The sequence below is a fragment of the Dyella telluris genome (assembly GCF_014297575.1).
Classification (GTDB): Bacteria; Pseudomonadota; Gammaproteobacteria; order Xanthomonadales; family Rhodanobacteraceae; genus Dyella; species Dyella telluris.
Map to the genome: position 1 here is coordinate 958946 of NZ_CP060412.1, position 16209 is coordinate 975154.

Annotated in this window: 17 protein-coding genes; 6 read left to right on the top strand and 11 right to left on the bottom strand. The window is 65.9% G+C overall.

Annotated features, from left to right (window positions below; all coding sequences use genetic code 11):
* Position 1 precedes the first annotated feature (1 nt).
* Complete coding sequence (locus tag H8F01_RS04435) at positions 2-445, top strand: DMT family transporter (RefSeq protein WP_425490073.1); 444 nt, start codon at positions 2-4, stop codon at positions 443-445.
* Position 446: 1 nt separating this feature from the next.
* A complete protein-coding gene (locus tag H8F01_RS04440) occupies positions 447-1646 on the top strand; it encodes a DegT/DnrJ/EryC1/StrS family aminotransferase (protein ID WP_187057851.1) in 1200 nt (399 codons plus the stop codon).
* 9 nt (positions 1647-1655) lie between these two features.
* On the opposite strand, the gene H8F01_RS04445 is transcribed toward H8F01_RS04440, so the two are convergent.
* The 3 genes from H8F01_RS04445 to H8F01_RS04455 all read right to left on the bottom strand — a co-directional run bounded on the left by H8F01_RS04445 (position 1656) and on the right by H8F01_RS04455 (position 4510).
* Positions 1656-2471, bottom strand: a complete 816-nt coding sequence (locus tag H8F01_RS04445; RefSeq protein ID WP_187057852.1) for a type II CAAX endopeptidase family protein — start codon at positions 2469-2471, stop codon at positions 1656-1658.
* Positions 2472-2589: 118 nt separating this feature from the next.
* Positions 2590-3465 carry an arginase family protein gene (locus H8F01_RS04450; RefSeq protein WP_187057853.1) on the bottom strand — a complete coding sequence of 292 codons (876 nt, stop codon included), beginning with the start codon at positions 3463-3465 and terminating at the stop codon, positions 2590-2592.
* Positions 3452-4510 (bottom strand): GNAT family N-acetyltransferase, encoded by a 1059-nt coding sequence (locus tag H8F01_RS04455; protein WP_187057854.1) that lies wholly within the window; start codon positions 4508-4510, stop codon positions 3452-3454. The genes H8F01_RS04450 and H8F01_RS04455 overlap by 14 nt, the downstream gene beginning before the upstream one ends.
* Before the next feature lie 233 nt (positions 4511-4743).
* Between H8F01_RS04455 and H8F01_RS04460 the strand changes: the two genes are divergently transcribed.
* Positions 4744-4995 carry an acyl carrier protein gene (locus H8F01_RS04460; RefSeq protein ID WP_187057855.1) on the top strand — a complete coding sequence of 84 codons (252 nt, stop codon included), beginning with the start codon at positions 4744-4746 and terminating at the stop codon, positions 4993-4995.
* Positions 4996-4998: 3 nt separating this feature from the next.
* On the top strand, positions 4999-6213 hold the full coding sequence (locus H8F01_RS04465; protein WP_187057856.1) for a beta-ketoacyl-[acyl-carrier-protein] synthase family protein: 1215 nt from the start codon (positions 4999-5001) through the stop codon (positions 6211-6213).
* Between the two features lie 1131 nt (positions 6214-7344).
* Here H8F01_RS04465 and H8F01_RS04470 read toward each other — a convergent pair.
* Genes H8F01_RS04470 through H8F01_RS04480 form a run of 3 tightly spaced genes read right to left on the bottom strand, consistent with a single transcriptional unit; the run spans position 7345 to position 8667 of the window.
* Entirely contained in the window at positions 7345-7785 is a 441-nt protein-coding gene (locus tag H8F01_RS04470; protein WP_238481148.1) for an NUDIX hydrolase, read from the bottom strand.
* Positions 7764-8252, bottom strand: coding sequence for an NUDIX hydrolase (locus H8F01_RS04475; protein WP_187057857.1), 489 nt, complete (start codon positions 8250-8252; stop codon positions 7764-7766). Before H8F01_RS04475 ends, H8F01_RS04470 begins: the two co-directional genes overlap by 22 nt.
* Before the next feature lie 49 nt (positions 8253-8301).
* Positions 8302-8667, bottom strand: a complete 366-nt coding sequence (locus H8F01_RS04480; RefSeq protein ID WP_187057858.1) for a VOC family protein — start codon at positions 8665-8667, stop codon at positions 8302-8304.
* A gap of 107 nt (positions 8668-8774) precedes the next feature.
* Here H8F01_RS04480 and H8F01_RS04485 point away from each other — a divergent pair, with 107 nt between their 5' ends.
* Together H8F01_RS04485 and H8F01_RS04490 are read left to right on the top strand one after the other, a co-directional pair.
* On the top strand, positions 8775-9587 hold the full coding sequence (locus H8F01_RS04485) for a phosphodiester glycosidase family protein (protein WP_187057859.1): 813 nt from the start codon (positions 8775-8777) through the stop codon (positions 9585-9587).
* Positions 9588-9639: 52 nt separating this feature from the next.
* Entirely contained in the window at positions 9640-12060 is a 2421-nt protein-coding gene (locus tag H8F01_RS04490; RefSeq protein ID WP_187057860.1) for a penicillin acylase family protein, read from the top strand.
* Between the two features lie 99 nt (positions 12061-12159).
* Here the strand turns inward: H8F01_RS04490 and dapE are convergent, their stop codons facing one another.
* The 5 genes from dapE to dapD are packed head-to-tail and all read right to left on the bottom strand — an operon-like array spanning position 12160 to position 16119.
* On the bottom strand, positions 12160-13293 hold the full coding sequence (gene dapE / locus H8F01_RS04495; RefSeq protein WP_187057861.1) for a succinyl-diaminopimelate desuccinylase: 1134 nt from the start codon (positions 13291-13293) through the stop codon (positions 12160-12162).
* Positions 13294-13347: 54 nt separating this feature from the next.
* Entirely contained in the window at positions 13348-14412 is a 1065-nt protein-coding gene (locus H8F01_RS04500) for a VIT1/CCC1 transporter family protein (protein ID WP_187057862.1), read from the bottom strand.
* Positions 14413-14428: 16 nt separating this feature from the next.
* A complete protein-coding gene (locus H8F01_RS04505) occupies positions 14429-14926 on the bottom strand; it encodes a DUF2165 family protein (protein ID WP_187057863.1) in 498 nt (165 codons plus the stop codon).
* 12 nt (positions 14927-14938) lie between these two features.
* A complete protein-coding gene (locus H8F01_RS04510; RefSeq protein WP_187057864.1) occupies positions 14939-15295 on the bottom strand; it encodes a Spx/MgsR family RNA polymerase-binding regulatory protein in 357 nt (118 codons plus the stop codon).
* Positions 15292-16119, bottom strand: a complete 828-nt coding sequence (gene dapD, locus H8F01_RS04515; RefSeq protein ID WP_187059155.1) for a 2,3,4,5-tetrahydropyridine-2,6-dicarboxylate N-succinyltransferase — start codon at positions 16117-16119, stop codon at positions 15292-15294. The genes H8F01_RS04510 and dapD overlap by 4 nt, the downstream gene beginning before the upstream one ends.
* Positions 16120-16209: the final 90 nt, after the last annotated feature.

Sequence of the window (16209 nt, forward strand, 5' to 3'; positions counted from 1 at the left end):
GATGCCGAAGAACCTGGTTCGCTTCTACGCCATCGGCTTCACCATCCTGGTGCTGTTCGACACGCTGGTGCAGCTGAGCTTCAAGTACGCCGGCGACCATGCCTTTCCGCCCGAAGCGAACTGGGCGTGGATCGTGCGCGTATTCGGCCATCCGTGGATCTACGTCGCGGTGATCGGCTACGTCGGCAACTTCTTCACCTGGATGACCCTGCTCAAGCACGCGCCGATCGGTCCGGCATTCGCGGTGACCCATCTGGAAGTGGTGAGCGTGATGCTGTTCTCCGTGTGGCTGTTTCATGAGCCGCTGACGGTGGGTCGCGTGATCGGTGCCGCCGCCATCGTGGCGGGCATCATCTGCCTGGCCTTCGCCGAAAGCGGTGCGCATCCGGAAGGCGACGCGCCGACCGAAGCGAAGGGTGCGCTGGGCGTCGCTGCAGGGGAATGACGTGTCGCGCGAGCTGCCGCCCACCGCCGGACTGCCGCTGCGCCTGACTGACCTGTGGCCCGGCCGCGCGCCCTTTGCCGAACGCGTGGCCGAATGGCTGGGCGTGGAACAACTGCAGCTCGAATGCTCCGGTACGGCCGCCATGGTGGTGGCGCTGCGTGCGATGCACCGGCTGCGACCACAGCGCGACGAAGTGATTGTTCCCGCGTGGACCTGCCCGCTGGTGGCGCTGGCCATCCATCGCGCCGGCCTGAAGCCGCGCCTGTGCGATCTGGCCCCGGGACATTTCGACATGGACTACGCCGGTTTGTGCACGCTCGCCGGTCCGCGCACGCTGGCCATCGTGCCAACGCATCTGGCCGGTCGCGTGGCGGACGTGAATGCGGCGCTGGATGTCGCCCATCGCGTGGGCGCCTATGTGCTCGAAGATGCCGCGCAGGCGCTGGGTGCCCAACACAATGGCCGCAGCGTCGGCCTGCTCGGTGATGCGGGCTTCTTCAGTCTGGCCGTGGGCAAGGGACTCACCCTGTTCGAAGGCGGGCTGCTGCTGACCCGCGACCCGGTGCTGCGCGATGCCTTCGCCGCCAGCCATGACACCACCATTCGCGCCGACCTGAAAATGGACTGGCAGCGCGCGCTGGAGCTGATCGGCTACACGCTGGCCTATCGTCCGTCGTTGCTGTCGCTCGCCTACGGCCGTCCGTTGCGCAAGGCGCTGGCGGCGAACGATCCCGTTGCCGCGGTGGGCGACGATTTCGGCCCGGATATCCCGCTGCATACGGTCAGCCCGTGGCGACAGGCCGTCGGCGCGCGCGCTCTGCCCCGCCTGCCCGCGTTTCTCGACGACACACGCCACCAGGCGCTGCGCCGAATAGAGCGCCTGCGCCGCATTCCCGGCGTCACCGTGTTCAGCGATACCCCGGGCACGCAGGGCGCGTGGCCGTTCCTGCTACTCACGCTGCCCGACGAAGCAACACGCGACGCGGCGCTGGGCACGCTGTGGACGGCCGGCCTGGGCGTCAGCCGCCTGTTCATCCATGTCCTGCCCGACTACGGCTACCTGCGCGACATCGTGACCGATGCACCGCTGCCCAACGCGCGCGACTTCGCCGCGCGTTCGCTCACCATCACCAACAGCCTTTGGCTGGATGAAGCCACCTTCGAGGCGATCTGCCTGCAACTGGAACGCTCGGTCGGCTGATCCGGGCGCTCAGTGCATTGCCGCGTCTTGACCGTTCGCGCGCGACCCCATCGACAGGAACAGCAGCAGGCCCACGGCCAGCCCAAGGCATGGCCCGGTGAGGCCCATGCCCATGCCGGTTGGCACGAACACGCCCATCATGACCACGGCATTGGAGGCTGCGTGCATCAGCACGCACAGCAGGATGCTCTGCGTGCGCGTGTACAGCCAGCCCAGCAACAGCGCGATGCCGAACTGGCCGGCCAGGAACAAGGCGAAGTTGCCGTGGTACTGCGCCACGCCGGGCAGGAAAAACAACGGCAGATGCCATAGCGCCCAGATCGGCGCGATCAGCAAGGCGGCACGCAAGGGCCCGATGCTGCGCGCCCATTCGTCCTGCGTGATGCCGCGCCAGCCGAACTCCTCCAGCCCGCCGCCCACGATGGTCATGAGCAGGTACAGGGGAAACAGGTACCAGGGCTTGAAGCTCACCGCGGCACCCAACGCGGGTTTCAACGCCACCGCGATACCGATGGCCATGAACCCCAGCGCCACCGGCAGGCCCAGCGCCAGCAAGTACCACACGGGACGCACGCGCCAGCGCAGCACGCGCCGGTTGAACTCGCTCATGGGCGCCTGTTCGGGCGTATGCCGCACGGCGATGTAGGCGGCAATGGTCGGCCCCAGCCCGCCCAGCACGTACAGCACCATGAAAGGCCACGTTCCGTATCGCGTGATCTGCCGCTGCGCCAGCGCCGCGAGTACGCCCCACGCCACCCACGTGATGCCGAAGGTGACGGCGAGATACACGAGTGCGCGACGGCTGGCGGGAAAGTGCTCGGTCATCGTTTGGCATCGCTTCGGACAGCGCCGGAACGAGCCGGCTCTCGACACGCTGGCGGTTCACCATGGCAGGCCCCGCCCGGGCACCCACACGACACCGACGGACGGTGCGTACGGGCGCTTACACGCTGCTTTCGGCAATCGCCGCCAGCAGGCGCGTATTGAACGCCCGCTGCTGCGCCTGCCATGCGTCCAGCTCGCTCTGCGGTATGGGTTCCTGCCCGTCCATGCCGCTCAGCAGGCGCTTCCACCACGTACGGTATTGGTAGGCGGACACTTCGCCATTGATGTCGCTGGCCACGATGCGCCCGCGCAAGGCTTCGATGATCGCCATGGCGTGTGTCTCTTCCAGGCGGCCCTGATCCCAGTTGGTGCGCGCGGTGTCGACGCTGAAGGCATCCTTGTCGATCGACAGGTACGTCGGCTGCGGTGCCTGCTTCAGCTGGCCCACGAACGCACAGGTGAGCGCATCGGGATCATCAAAACGACGGAACGCATCGCTGAGCCCCAGCTTCCCGGCCCAGTCCACGTTCACGTCCATGCACCAGTAGGTGAGCTTGCCGGCCTGCAGTGGGCGAAGGTAATTCTCCCACGCGTGCTTCGCGCCGATGTCGCCCGAGGTGATGCCCACCACGTGCACGTGCGTCACGAACGGCAGCATGGCCACGCGGCGCACCCACGAGCCGCAATGGATGCCCCAGGGAAAACGCATGTTGTCGGGATGGTTGTCGAACACCACCAGCTGGAACGGGCCGCGGGCACGCTGGCGCGCCACCAGCGGCCAGGTGAGATGGTGATAGTCACCCGACCCCATCAGTACCGTGCCGTAGTCGGCCGGCATGTGCTCTTCCAGGTAGTCGCGCAGGCGGCCGAAGGTGCGCAGCGTGCAGCCGAAGCGAATGGCTTCCTGCCAGTCTGACAGCGCAAGCGTGGTCGCGCCCGGGATCGGGCCGATCGAGCCGTCGAAATCCAGGATCAGCGGTTCACGCTTGTTCATTCGCCGCCCATTGGCTGTCACTCTCGAAGAATTTGCCCAGCTTGCGCGCAACCGCCCGCAACAGGGGGTTGCGCAGGTAGATCGCGTGCCGCGTCAGGGTGAATTGTGCACCCAGATAAGACTTCACCTTCGGATCGGTCCAGCCGGCCACGTAATGGGTAAGGCCCTGTTCACGCGCAAACGCCAGATTGTGGAACCAGCTGGTGAAATAAAGGTTCTGCTCGCGCGCCTGCGGATAGGCAAAGCCGACGTACTTGTCGATCAGCTTGCCCTCCACCACGAAGCAGAGGTTCCAGCCAATCATCTCGCCCTGGTGGCGATACACGAACACCACGCCGCCATTGGAGGCGTCACGCAACACGGCCGCGAAGAAAGCGCGACTGAGCTTGTCGAAGTGGATCTCGCTCTGCGCGAAGACGTGCTCGTACAGCGCGTAATAAGCGTCGACCACGGCGTCAGCGTCGAACACGGCGTCGCCGCACGGCACCGCCTCCACCGCCACATCGTCGCGCTTGCGCAGCTTGCGGCGGATGTCCTTGCGTCGACCTGAAGACAGCCGTGCGAGGTATTCGTCCTCGTTCTGGAAATCGATAGGCACGTAGGCCAGCGCCTGGCCTTCCAGCAGCAGGAAACCCGCGGCGGTGCAGGCATCCGCGAAACGCCGGCACCAGTCACCGTTGGCCGCATCGAACAGCGGCGAGGCCTGCGGAATGTCCTTCACGATCATCAGGCGCTGGCGCTTGCCCAGCTGGTCTCGCAGCGCCCGGGCCAGTGCGTCGGGCTGGGCGTTGCGCGGGAACAGCGCGTACTCGGACACGGTGGTGCCCACGAAGGCGGTGCGCCAGCGCAGCAGGCGTCCCCACCAGCCATACCCCGGCGCGCCCATGACCTTCTTGCGCACGTCGTCGTCGGCCGTGGTCAGCAGGTCGAAAGGCGCCACGAAGGCCGGGGTGTCCGCGACCTGAAGCACCTGGAAATCAATGGGGGGATGTTCGGCGAACCGGGCGACCAGGGCGTCCGGCTCGAGCTGATTGAGGTACCGCACGCCAAAGTCCCACGGGTCACAAGGCCATAGGATACGACGCCCCGCCCCGGCCAGACACGGGCAGCGGCCCTTCCGCCGGGGAAAAGACTGGCGAAAGGCGTGAGGGGGAGCATGGCTGACGCTGCTTAGTGAGGTGGCGTTCTGGACTTTGTCCTGACGGTTCGTCAGGCTTGATAAACGGCATCCGGGGGGATGCCGCTTGACCCGGCGCCATGGAAACCAGGAAAGCACACATGAGCAACGTTCAGCAGGAAACCTTCGACATCATCGCCAAGCAGGCCAAGATCGAGCTGGACACGATCAAGCCGGAGTCGACCCTGAAGGATCTGGGTATCGCCTCGCTGGATGCCATCGAAGTGATTTTCGACATCGAAGAACACTTCAACATCAACCTGCCCAACGAAGACACCGACTTCGACGGCGGCACGGTTGGCCAGCTCGTTGAAGCCATTGAGCGCCAGCTCGCCCTGAAAACCAGCGAATAAACCATGCGCCGTATCGTGATCACCGGCATGGGCGCCATTTGTGCGCTCGGCCACGACGCGCCTTCCGTGTGGAAGGCGATGACCGAAGGCCGCTCCGGGATCGGCCCGATCCACCATATCCAGCCGGGACAGCTGCGCAACGGCGGCATCGCGGCGGAGGTATCGGATTACGACCCCGCCAAGCATTTCGACGAAGCGCGCCGCACACTGCTGGATCCCTTCAGCGAGTACGCGCTCATTGCCGCCAACGAAGCGATCCGCCAGTCGGGGATCAGCTTCCAGGGCGAGGCGAGCGCACGCACGGCGGTGGTCATCGGTACGGGCGCCGGTGGCGAAACCACCCGCGACGACCTCTACGAACGCCTCTACGGCGAACACCAGGGCCGGTTCCACCCTCTGGGCATCGTGCGCATGATGATGAACGCGCCCGCCAGCCAGGTGAGCATGGTGCACGGCATCACCGGCCCTGCCTTTGTGGTGGCCAGCGCGTGCGCATCGTCCAACCACGCCTTCGCGCAGGCCGCCATGATGATCCGCTCCGGCATGGTGGACGCCGCCGTGGTGGGCGGCACCGAAGCCTGCATCACGCTGGGCACGCTGCGCGCCTGGGAAGCCATGCGCGTGCTCGCCCCGGATACCTGCCGCCCCTTCAGCAAGGGCCGTCGCGGCCTGGTGTTGGGCGAAGGCGCGGCCATGTATGTCCTCGAGACCCTCGAGTCGGCGCAGAAGCGTGGCGCGGAGATCATCTGCGAACTGGTGGGCACGGGCATGAGTTCGGATGCCGGCGATATTGCCGCGCCGTCGGACATCGGTGCGGCTGCCGCCATGAACATGGCACTGCGTGATGGCGGCCTGTCGCCGCAGGACGTGGACTATGTGAACGCGCATGGCACGGGCACGGTTGCCAACGACAGTACCGAGACGAAGGCCATCCATCGCGTCTTTGGCGAGCATGCACGCGAGATGCTGATTTCTTCCACCAAGTCGATGCACGGCCATGCGCTGGGTGCGGGTGGCGCGCTGGAATTGGTGGCGGCGATTGGCGCGATCCATGACGGCATCATTCCGCCGACCATCAACTACCTGGAGCCTGATCCGGCCTGCGATCTGGATTACGTGCCGAACGTGGCGCGTGAGAAGAAGGTTGACGCGGCGATCAGCAATTCGTTTGCGTTTGGTGGGTTGAATGCGGTGGTGGCGATCAGGCGCATGGGCTGATCGCAGTTTGCCTGTATGTCTCCCCCTCCCCTTGGGGAGAGGGTTGGGGTGAGGGGCCAACCTTGCCTCCCCGCTCCATCTGAGCCGTCCTCCCAGCGAGGCGCTTTTCAGCAGCCGAAGGGCTGGTCATCCATGACCCCAGTGGCTGGTCTTCGCCTCACCGTCAGTCCTGCAGAGGCAGGAATCCAGTGCCTTTGCTCTCTGCCTTCGGTAGTCACGCAGGCGCCAGGTTGCCGCTTACGCCGCGGAGGCGTTTCGACCTCCTGCCGGAGGCCGAGTCACTTTTCTTTTGCTGGCCCAAAAGAAAAGTAACCCAAAGAAAATGGCCTTAAAGGCTGGCAGCATGCCGATGGGATAAGCCCGAACGGCTGAGGAACGTTGCTGCTTGGCAACCTCCGCCTCTACACAGCGGGTACTTCCAAGCGCTTCGCAACGCGCCATCGCGCTGAGGACTTAACGCGGAGCGTCGTGCCTCTACGAGCCACATCCTTCCTTGCCACTCGGTGGTTCACGTTGAACATCACCTCTGGCTCGTCCTCTCCCGTTCGGGAGAGGACTGGGATGAGCACTGAGGCGAGAGAAAAACGGGCTTCACACGCTGCGAGACACCCCCTGTAGGAGCGCACCTTGTGCGCGACCGCAGCGTCCTGTCGATACCGCTCCGTCAGGTGGTCGCGCACAGGGTGCGCTCCTACAGACAAGCTGAGCCGCCACGCAATACGCCATCGCACTAGGCGACGCGATGTGCAGCGCAGCTGCACGAGCACTCTGCTGTTGACCTCCCCCCTCTCCCTCACGCGCTGGGGTGCCTTTTCTTTTGGCTACTTTTATTTACTCCGGGCATCCTGCCCTCCGCTCTTCGGGCCGGCTTCGCCGTTCGCACGGGCTCCTGCACGTGCGTGGGCAAGCAAAGAAAAGTGACCCGGCCTCCGGCAGGAGGTCAGAACGCCCGCTGCGTCCCACGGGGACTAGCTTCGCGTCGTAAGCGGCCAGGTCGCGGAAGCGCCACACGCGAAGACCCAACGCAAAGTCACTGGACCCCAGCCTACGCAGGGGTGACGGCTAAAGATTGAAGCGGTAAGGCGAGCACCCAACAATGCAACGCAGCACAGCGCAACGCACAAACAGTCGCTAAGACCCATTCCCAGGCGACGCCACCAAGAGCGGCAAAATAAACTCCCGACTCAACCGCGCAATCGGCAAATCCCCCAACATCGCCGGAACCACCCAGCACACACCCTCGATCTCCGCTTGCGCCACGAACGGCCCATTGGCCGTCACCTCGTAAACCTCAGCCTCCACCACATGCCCCGGCTCATTCGCCGCCGGCGCACTGAAGCGCCCCAGCCATCGCGCACCTTCGTGCTGCATGACGCAACCCAACTCCTCATGCAGCTCACGAGCCAGCGTATGCAGATCATCACGATCATCCGCGTCGCGCTTGCCGCCGGGTTGCTGCCACACGGCAGCACCACGCTTGCGCACCAGCAGCACTCTGCCCTGTCCGTCGCGAATCACGGCCGCAACGATGCGGATGGTTTTCGCGACGCTCACAGCCGCGAGAACGACCACGACTGCATGCGGCCGTCTTTATAGGGCATCACCCCGTGGAACGGTCGCGGGTCTTCATCAAACACCAGCGGCAGAAAGTGGCGATCGCCTTCCCACATCGGCAGGTCCATCAGGCGGTCCACCGGCACCCATTCCAGGGTGCCTTCGGGATTGGAGGTGAGCGGCGTACCGCTGTACCGGTCGATCACGAAGATGAAGCCCAGCCAGTCTTCGCCCTGCTTGCCAAAGCCGGGCCAGTTGAGCGTGCCGCGCAGGGACATGGATTCGCAGTGGATGCCAGCTTCTTCGAGGATCTCGCGGCGCATGCAGGCGGCGATGTCTTCGCCGGGCTCCATCTTGCCGCCCAGTCCGTTGTACTTGCCCAGATGCATGTCGTCCGGGCGGGAGTTGCGGTGGATCATGAGGACTTGCCGACGATCCGGCGACAGCACATAGCCGAGGGTCGCGACGATGGGGGTGTAAGGCATCGGTTCGCTACGGTTGCGGGGAAAGTGGCCAGTATAGTCAGCCGCGCCGTCAGAGGTTCTGGCCGATGCGCCACAGCACCCCGCTGGGGTCGGTCAACACGAAGTCGCGAATGCGCCAGGGCTGGTCCCTGGGCGGCACGGAGCGCACACCGTAACGCGCGATCACGCCGCTGGCCTGCACGTGCGCCCACCATGCATCCACGTTCGCCACCAGCAGGTGCATCATGAAATTCCCGGCCAGCTCCTTCACGTAGAAGTTCTGCAGCAGGAAGCTGGTATCGCCGTGTCGGAAATAGGTGAGTTCGCTGTCGGACCAACCTTCTTCGAAGCCAAGGTCCCGATAGAAGGCCTGGCTCAACGCGTAATCCCGCGCCGGCACGAAGGCCTTGATCTCCACGGTTGCCAGATCCTGCATGCACGTGCTCCTTGCCCTTGGGGATGGCCGACATGCTACCCCTTCGTTTACCGGAACGTGCCGTGACGGACTTGCGCGCGCCCGGTCCGGGCGGCGACCATCGGTGTATGTGCATCGACGCGAACCGCCCGCCGTCCCGAACACGCCACCTGCCCGGCTGGCTGCTGCTGGCTGCCGTGCTGGTGGCCGGTTGTGACCGGCAGGCGCAGGCGGTGGCAAGCAAGGAGCTGGTGTTCGAGAGCCAGAACTTCCGCGTGGTCAGCATCGACCTGAAGCGCGAATCGCTCAGCCTGCACTGGAAGGATCCGGACAGCGGGGAACCCTACGGCACCATCAACGCCCTGCGCCAATGGGGCATGTCGCACAACCGCCGCCTGCTGTTCGCCGCCAATGCGGGCATCTACGACCGTCAATTCGCACCGCTAGGCCTGCACGTGGAAAACGGCAAGGCCGCGGTGCCGCTCAACCTTGCCCACGGCAATCCCGCATCAGGCAATTTCTCGCTGTTGCCCAACGGGGTGTTCGCCATCTACCCCGACGGCCACGCATCCGTGCAGACCAGCGCCGCGTTCAAGGCGGCGGGGAAACCCGCTCAATGGGCCAGCCAGTCCGGCCCCATGCTGGTGATCGACGGCAAGCTCAACGACCAGTTCATCGACGACTCAAACAGCCTCAAGTGGCGTAGCGGCGTATGTGCGAAAACACCGCACCACGTGGTGTTCGCGGTGAGCGAGGCGCCAGTGAATTTCCACACCTTCGCGCGGTTGTTCAAGGAAGAGCTCGGCTGCCGCGATGCGCTGTACCTGGACGGCACTATCTCGCAGTTCTACGTGGATGGCGAAGGCTATGCCGGCGCCCCCACGTTCATGGTGAAGCCCTACGCCGGCATCTTCGCGGTGTTCACGCAAACCACGCCATGACCGCGCCCGCTGGCGGTCTTCCTTCCTTCTTCCAGGCCCATTCGTCCGCGCCATGACCCGACTTCGACGTTTTCGCTGGTTTCGTTATCTCCTCGGGACGCTGTTGATCCTGGTGCTGGGTGTAGTCATCGCCGGCTGGTTCGTGCTGGCCGGCGGTCGCGCGCAGCTGGAAGGTGAGGTGTCGCTGCCGGGCCTCGGTGATGCCGTGGCCGTGTCGCGCGATGCGCTGGGCACCACCACCTTCCAGGGCAAGAGCCGCGACGACGTCACCTATGCCATGGGCTATGTGCACGGGCAGGAGCGTTTCTTCGCCATGGATCTGATGCGCCGCCTGCCGGCGGGCGAGCTTTCCGAACTGGTGGGTGCGAAGGCACTGGATACCGACTTGAACCACCGCCGCCATCGACTGCGTGCCGTGGCGCAAGCTGCGTATGCAGCGCTGCCGGCGGACCAGAAGCACACGCTCGACCTGTACGCCGCCGGCGTCAACGCAGGCCTTGCGCATCTGCACGTGAAGCCGTGGGAATACCTGCTGCTCAACACCAAACCGCAGGCGTGGCGACCGGAGGATGCCTTCCTGGTGATCGCGGCGATGTATCTGGACCTCAACGGTGATGGCCGCAACGAGCGCGAGCTGCACATGGCCCAGCTGCGCGATGCGCTGCCCACGCCGCTGGCCGACTTCCTGCTGTCGCCCGATCCCGACTGGGAAGCTCCGCTGCAAGGCGATCTCTCGCATCCACCGGTGATGCCCGGTGCCGACGTGTTCGACCTGCGCAAGGCCGCGCCAACGACCAGTGGCGACAACACCGCACTGACAGCCACCCTGCTTCCCGCGCTGGATGCCGCACGCCCGGGCAGCAACAACTTCGCCGTCGCCGGCAACCTGACCGACACCGGTGCCGCCATCGTCGCCAACGACATGCACCTGAGCCTGCGCGTGCCCAACATCTGGTTCCGCGTGCGCCTGCGTTATCCCGATGCCACGGCACCGGGCGGACAGCGCGACGCCAACGGCGTGTCGCTGCCCGGTACGCCGGCGCTGGTGGTGGGTTCCAACGGCCAGGTAGCCTGGGGCTTCACCAACAGCTACGGCGACTGGAGCGACTGGGTGCGCGTGCAGCGCGATCCGGCCAACGCGAGCCGTTACAAAGTGCCCGAGGGCTGGGCCGACATCGAAACACATCACGAGGTCATCCTGATCAAGGACGCGCCCAGCCACACGCTGAAGGTGGAAGCCACGCGCTGGGGTCCGATCATGGCCAAGGATGTGGATGGCACGCCGCTGGCGCTGGCCTGGATCGGCGATCGCGCGAAGGGCTACAACCTGGGCGTGATGCAGCTGGAGCACGCCGCCAGTGCGCACGCCGCGCTCGATCTCGCCCCGGGCATGGGCATGCCGCCGCAGAACTTGCTGGCCGGCGACAGCGCAGGCCATATCGGCTGGACCGTGACCGGCACCTGCATTCCGCTGCGCAAAGGTTTCGACCCGCTGTTGCCGGCCGACTGGTCCGCGACCGACACCGGCTGGACGGGCTGCGCCGAAGCATCCCAGTATCCTCGCATCGAAGATCCCGCCGATGGCCGCCTGTGGACGGCCAACAACCGCACCGTGGACGGCGACGAGCTGGCCCTGTTGGGCAATGGCGGCCATGACCTGGGCGCGCGTGCGCAGCAGATCCGTGACGATCTGCGCGGCCGCAACAGCTTCACGCCGGGCAACCTGCTGGATATCCAGCTCGACAACCGCGCCGTGCTGCTCACGCGCTGGCAGCGCCTGCTGCAGGACACGCTGGCCGGCACGCACGATCCGGAACTGGAGCAGCTGCGCCAGCTCACGGCCACGTGGATCGGCCGCGCGTCCGTGGAAAGCGTCGACTACCGGCTGGTGCGCGCCTTCCGCGACAAGGTGAAAGAGAAAGCGCTGGCCCCGTTCGTCGCCACCGTGAAAGACAAGCACGATGACTTCGCCTGGCCGGGTCTGGTCGATGCGGAAGCGGCCGTGTGGGTAATGGTGCGCGACCGTCCGATGAACCTGCTCGACCCCAAGTACGACAACTGGAACGCCCTGCTCAATGCCGCCGCGCACGACGTGGCCGACGAGCTGGGCAAGCAGCCCGGCGGGCTGGCCGCGCGCACCTGGGGCGAACACAACCGCACGGATATCCATCATCCGCTGTCACGCGCCCTGCCCGGCTTCATCGGCCGCTTCCTCGACATGCCGGACGAACCCGTGGCCGGCGACCACAACATGCCGCGCGTGGTCTCGCCGGGCTTCGGTGCTTCCGAACGCCTCGACGCCATGCCCGGCCATGAAGCGCAGAGCATCCTGCACATGCCGGGCGGCCAAAGTGACAACCCGTTGTCGCCTTACCACGGCGCAGGCCAGGAAGACTGGGTCAATGGACGTCCAACGCCACTGCTGCCGGGACCGGATCAGCACACGCTGACCCTGCTTCCCGCCAAGGAGTAAACGAAAAGAGCCGCCCTTGGGCGGCTCTTTTTTTAGTGACAACGGTTCTGGCGAATCAGGCAGACACCGGGCGTGTCGCCACGAACGACCGTACCGGCGTCAGCCGAGCAGACGTGCGCACACCGCTTCGTACAGCGCGGGCAACTTTTCCAGATCGGCGACGGAAACACATTCATCCACCTGGTGGATGGTGGCATTCACCGGCCCCAGTTCCACCACATCGGCCCCCAACGGCGCGATGAAGCGCCCGTCGGACGTGCCGCCGCCCGTGCTCTCTTCCGGCACGATGCCGCACAGTTCGCGGCACACCGCCACCACGGCGTCGCGCACGGCGCCACCGGGCGGCGTGAGAAACGGTTCACCCGAAAGTGACCAGTCGATCTGCCAGTCCACGCCATGCTTGTCGAGAATGGCCTCCGTGCGCCGGCGCAGATCCTCCGCTCGGCTGGCCGTGCTGTAGCGGAAATTGATCAACGCGGTGAGCGTGCCCGGAATGACATTGTTCGCACCGGTGCCCGCGTTGAGGTTGGAGACCTGGAACGAGGTCGGCGGGAAATCCTGATTGCCTTCGTCCCAGCGCTCCGCCGCCAGCTCCGCCAGCGCAGGCGCAAAGACGTGGATCGGGTTGCGCGCCTTCTCCGGATACGCCACGTGGCCCTGGATCCCGCGCACCACCAGGGTGCCCGACAGGGAACCGCGACGCCCCACGCGTATCAGGTCGCCCAGCTTCTCCCGCGATGACGGCTCACCCACCACGCACCAGTCGATGCGCTCTCCGGTGGCGCGAAAATGCTCGGCCACGCGCCGCACGCCATCGAGGTTGGTCGGCCCTTCCTCGTCACTGGTCAGCAACAGGCCCACGCGGCCACGATGATGCGGGTGCGCCGTCACGAAGGCTTCCAGCGCCACCACCATCGCCGCCACGCCGCCCTTCATGTCGGCCGCGCCGCGGCCATACAGATAGCCATCACGGATGGTCGGCTCGAACGGATCGCTCTTCCAGCTGTCGGCGGGCCCCGTCGGCACCACGTCGGTATGCCCCAGGAACACCAGTAGCGGACCGCCCTCGCCATGCGCGGCCCACAGATTGTCCACCTCGCCAAAGCGCAGGTGTTCGATGCGGAAACCGACAGCGGCCAGGCGCCCGGCCAGCAACTGCTGGCAACCAGCATCGTCAGGCGTGACCGACGGGCGGCCGATCAGATCACAGGTGAGGTCGAGAACCGCAGACATGACATACCTCAGAACAGGAAATACAGGGTGGATGCGCGGAGTGCCCGCCCGACCTTAACCCGCCAGGGCAGTTCCGAGCACATGCCCCACGGCATAGGTGATGCTGGCTGCCGCCACGGTAATGGCTAGCTGGCGGGCGATGGAGAACGTCATGCTGCGTCCGGTGAACAACGCGGTGCCCATGCCGATCAGCACCAGGCCAGCGATGGTCGAGGCGATGCAGGTCATGAAGGCGGCGTGGCCTTTCAGGAACAGGTACGGGGCCACCGGGAACAGCGCGCCGAGGGCGAACAGGCAGAATGAGGAAATGGCCGCGCCCCAGGCCGAGCCGCCCAGTTCGTCGGGATCGATGCCCAGGTCTTCGCGAACCAGGGTGTCCAGTGCGTTCTTGGGGCGCTCGGCGATCTGCTGGGCGAGCTTCCTGGCCGTATCCGGCGCCATGCCTTTCTCGCGGTAGATGCCGGCCAGGCTGCGTGCGCCATCTTCCGGCGCCACGGCCAGGCGTTCTGCGCGCGCGGCGATCTGCGCCTGATAGAACTCGCGCGAGCTGTTGACCGACAACCACTCGCCCAGCGCCATCGAGCATGCACCGGCAACCAGCCCGGCGAACCCGGCAAGCAGGATGGCGTGGTCGCCCGCCGCCGCGCCTGCCATGCCCATCACCAGGCTGCCGTTGGAGACCAGTCCGTCGTTGGCGCCCAGTACGGCGGCGCGCAGCGTGTTGCCACTCTGCGTGCGGTGCCTGCCGCTGCGCGTGGTCGGCGCGGTGGGTTCGTTGAAATGATCGCGATGGCCCTCGCGGTCCACCGGAGTGGGCAGGTGATCTGCATGTTCCAGCCGCACCACCGTCGGCATGACGAACTCGGTGCCGAAGCGGCGCGCGAACCAGCTGAGCACTTTGACGCGGGCGCCGATGCGCGCGGGCGGCACGGTCTCGCCCATCTGCGTGAGGCGCTCCTCCCAGAAAGCGGCATTGGCGCGTTCGCCATCGGCGATGCGCCGGTAGGCGCGACGCAGGCGTGCGTCCGAGGCCAGTTCGGCGAGATGATCGTAGAGCGCGGCGTTATCCCGCTCGATGCGCAGATTGGCGCGATAGTGTCGTGCGCTGCGATCCGTCATGCCGCTGCCCCCGCCGTCATTCGTCCAGTTCGCCTTCACGCTGGCCCAGGCAGACCAGCGCGACGAGCAACACCACCACGAAGCGGAAGGCCGCCTCCAGCCCGTTCCATTGCGTGGACATCCACATGCCGAACCATTCACCGCCGATGGCGATGAAACCCGCGAGCCAGACCAGCAGCCCCACGGTGAGCCCCAGCACGCTCATGCGCTTGGCGCGATGAAACACGGCCGCGCTGCCGGCACGCGCCCGCCACAACCGCCATACGCCGAGCCAGCACAGTACGGCCGCCAGGCTTTCCGTGGCGATGATCAGCGCATAGGCGGCGCGTTGCAGCCACGGCGACGTGATGGCGCGATAGTGGATGCCCGCATCCGGAAAAATCGTGTCCATGGCCAGCACGTGCTGCACGAAGGGCCAGTTGCTGCCGGGGTCGGTGAGGTTGCCGAAGGCAACCAGACTCAGCCACAAGGCGATGGCCGCCAGCAACAGGATCCGTGACAGGCGCACCACCATGCTGCGGCGACCTCAGTGTCCGAACAGTTTCTTGAAGCCGTTGTCGGTGAAGCCGACGCTGACTGAGCCGTCGTCCTGCTCCACCACCGGGCGACGCACCAGCGCGGGATATTCCTTCAGCAGCAGCGTCCACTCCGGGTCGCTGCCGGGGTTCTTGCGTTGCGGCAACAGCGTGCGCCACGTGGTGGACGCCTTGTTCACCAGCTTTTCCCAGCCCCCCAGCTGCTGCGCCCATGCCTTGAGCGTCGCCGCCGGCACGGGGTTGGCGCGATAGTCCACGAAGCTGTACGGCACCTCGAAACGATCGAGCCAGTTGCGCGCCTTGCGGCAGGTATCGCAGGTGGTCAGGCCATACAGCGTCACGCTCATTCGGCGCTCCGGAGCAGTTCGTTGATGCCAGTCTTGCTGCGCGTCTTCTCGTCGACCTGCTTGACGATGATGGCGGCGTACAGGCTGTGCGAACCATCCTTGGACGGCAGGCTGCCGGCCACCACCACGCTGCCCGCCGGCACGCGGCCGTAGCTGATTTCGCCGGTGGCGCGGTTGTAGATGCGCGTGGACTGGCCCAGGAACACGCCCATGCCGATCACGCTGCCCTTCTCCACGATCACGCCCTCGACCACTTCCGAGCGCGCACCGATGAAGCAGTTGTCTTCGATGATGGTGGGGTTGGCCTGCAGCGGCTCCAGCACGCCACCGATGCCCACGCCGCCGGAGAGATGCACGCCGGCGCCGATCTGTGCGCACGAGCCCACCGTGGCCCAGGTATCCACCATGGTGCCCGCGCCGACATAGGCGCCGATGTTGACGTAGCTGGGCATCAGCACAGCGTCCTTGGCGATGTGCGCGCCACGGCGCACCAGCGCGCCTGGCACCACGCGGGCGCCCAGGCCCTCCAGCTCCACGTCGTTGCCGTGTGCAAAGCGCAGCGGCACCTTGTCGAAGGCCAACGCCGGACCGCCATCCACCACGCGGTTGCCGTTGATGCGGAAGTACAGCAGCACGGCCTTCTTGATCCACTGGTTCACCGTCCAGCCACCGTTGCCATCCGGCTCGGCCACCCGGCGCTCGCCGGACTCCAGCAGGTCGATCACCTGCTCCACGGCCGGGCGCAGGTGCGTGTCGACTTCGGCCTGGGTCAGTTCGTTGCGGCGCTCGAAGGCGTCATTGATAAGGGTTTCGATGGTCTGCATGGCGTTCATGGCATGGGGTACCGGAAGGGGCGGCAAGGCGGAGCGCCGCATGGGATAAGGGATTCTGACAAGAAACGCCCCGCATCGCGA

Bases quoted from the DNA above. Each gene is read 5' to 3' on its own strand.
- H8F01_RS04435 (WP_425490073.1), top strand. From the start codon at position 2: ATGCCGAAGAACCTGGTTCGCTTCTACGCCATCGGCTTCACCATCCTG.
- H8F01_RS04445 (WP_187057852.1), bottom strand. From the start codon at position 2,471: ATGACCGAGCACTTTCCCGCCAGCCGTCGCGCACTCGTGTATCTCGCC.
- H8F01_RS04450 (WP_187057853.1), bottom strand. From the start codon at position 3,465: ATGAACAAGCGTGAACCGCTGATCCTGGATTTCGACGGCTCGATCGGC.
- H8F01_RS04460 (WP_187057855.1), top strand. From the start codon at position 4,744: ATGAGCAACGTTCAGCAGGAAACCTTCGACATCATCGCCAAGCAGGCC.
- H8F01_RS04465 (WP_187057856.1), top strand. From the start codon at position 4,999: ATGCGCCGTATCGTGATCACCGGCATGGGCGCCATTTGTGCGCTCGGC.
- H8F01_RS04475 (WP_187057857.1), bottom strand. From the start codon at position 8,252: ATGCCTTACACCCCCATCGTCGCGACCCTCGGCTATGTGCTGTCGCCG.
- H8F01_RS04480 (WP_187057858.1), bottom strand. From the start codon at position 8,667: ATGCAGGATCTGGCAACCGTGGAGATCAAGGCCTTCGTGCCGGCGCGG.
- H8F01_RS04485 (WP_187057859.1), top strand. From the start codon at position 8,775: ATGTGCATCGACGCGAACCGCCCGCCGTCCCGAACACGCCACCTGCCC.
- H8F01_RS04490 (WP_187057860.1), top strand. From the start codon at position 9,640: ATGACCCGACTTCGACGTTTTCGCTGGTTTCGTTATCTCCTCGGGACG.
- dapE (WP_187057861.1), bottom strand. From the start codon at position 13,293: ATGTCTGCGGTTCTCGACCTCACCTGTGATCTGATCGGCCGCCCGTCG.
- H8F01_RS04500 (WP_187057862.1), bottom strand. From the start codon at position 14,412: ATGACGGATCGCAGCGCACGACACTATCGCGCCAATCTGCGCATCGAG.
- H8F01_RS04505 (WP_187057863.1), bottom strand. From the start codon at position 14,926: ATGGTGGTGCGCCTGTCACGGATCCTGTTGCTGGCGGCCATCGCCTTG.
- H8F01_RS04510 (WP_187057864.1), bottom strand. From the start codon at position 15,295: ATGAGCGTGACGCTGTATGGCCTGACCACCTGCGATACCTGCCGCAAG.
- dapD (WP_187059155.1), bottom strand. From the start codon at position 16,119: ATGCAGACCATCGAAACCCTTATCAATGACGCCTTCGAGCGCCGCAAC.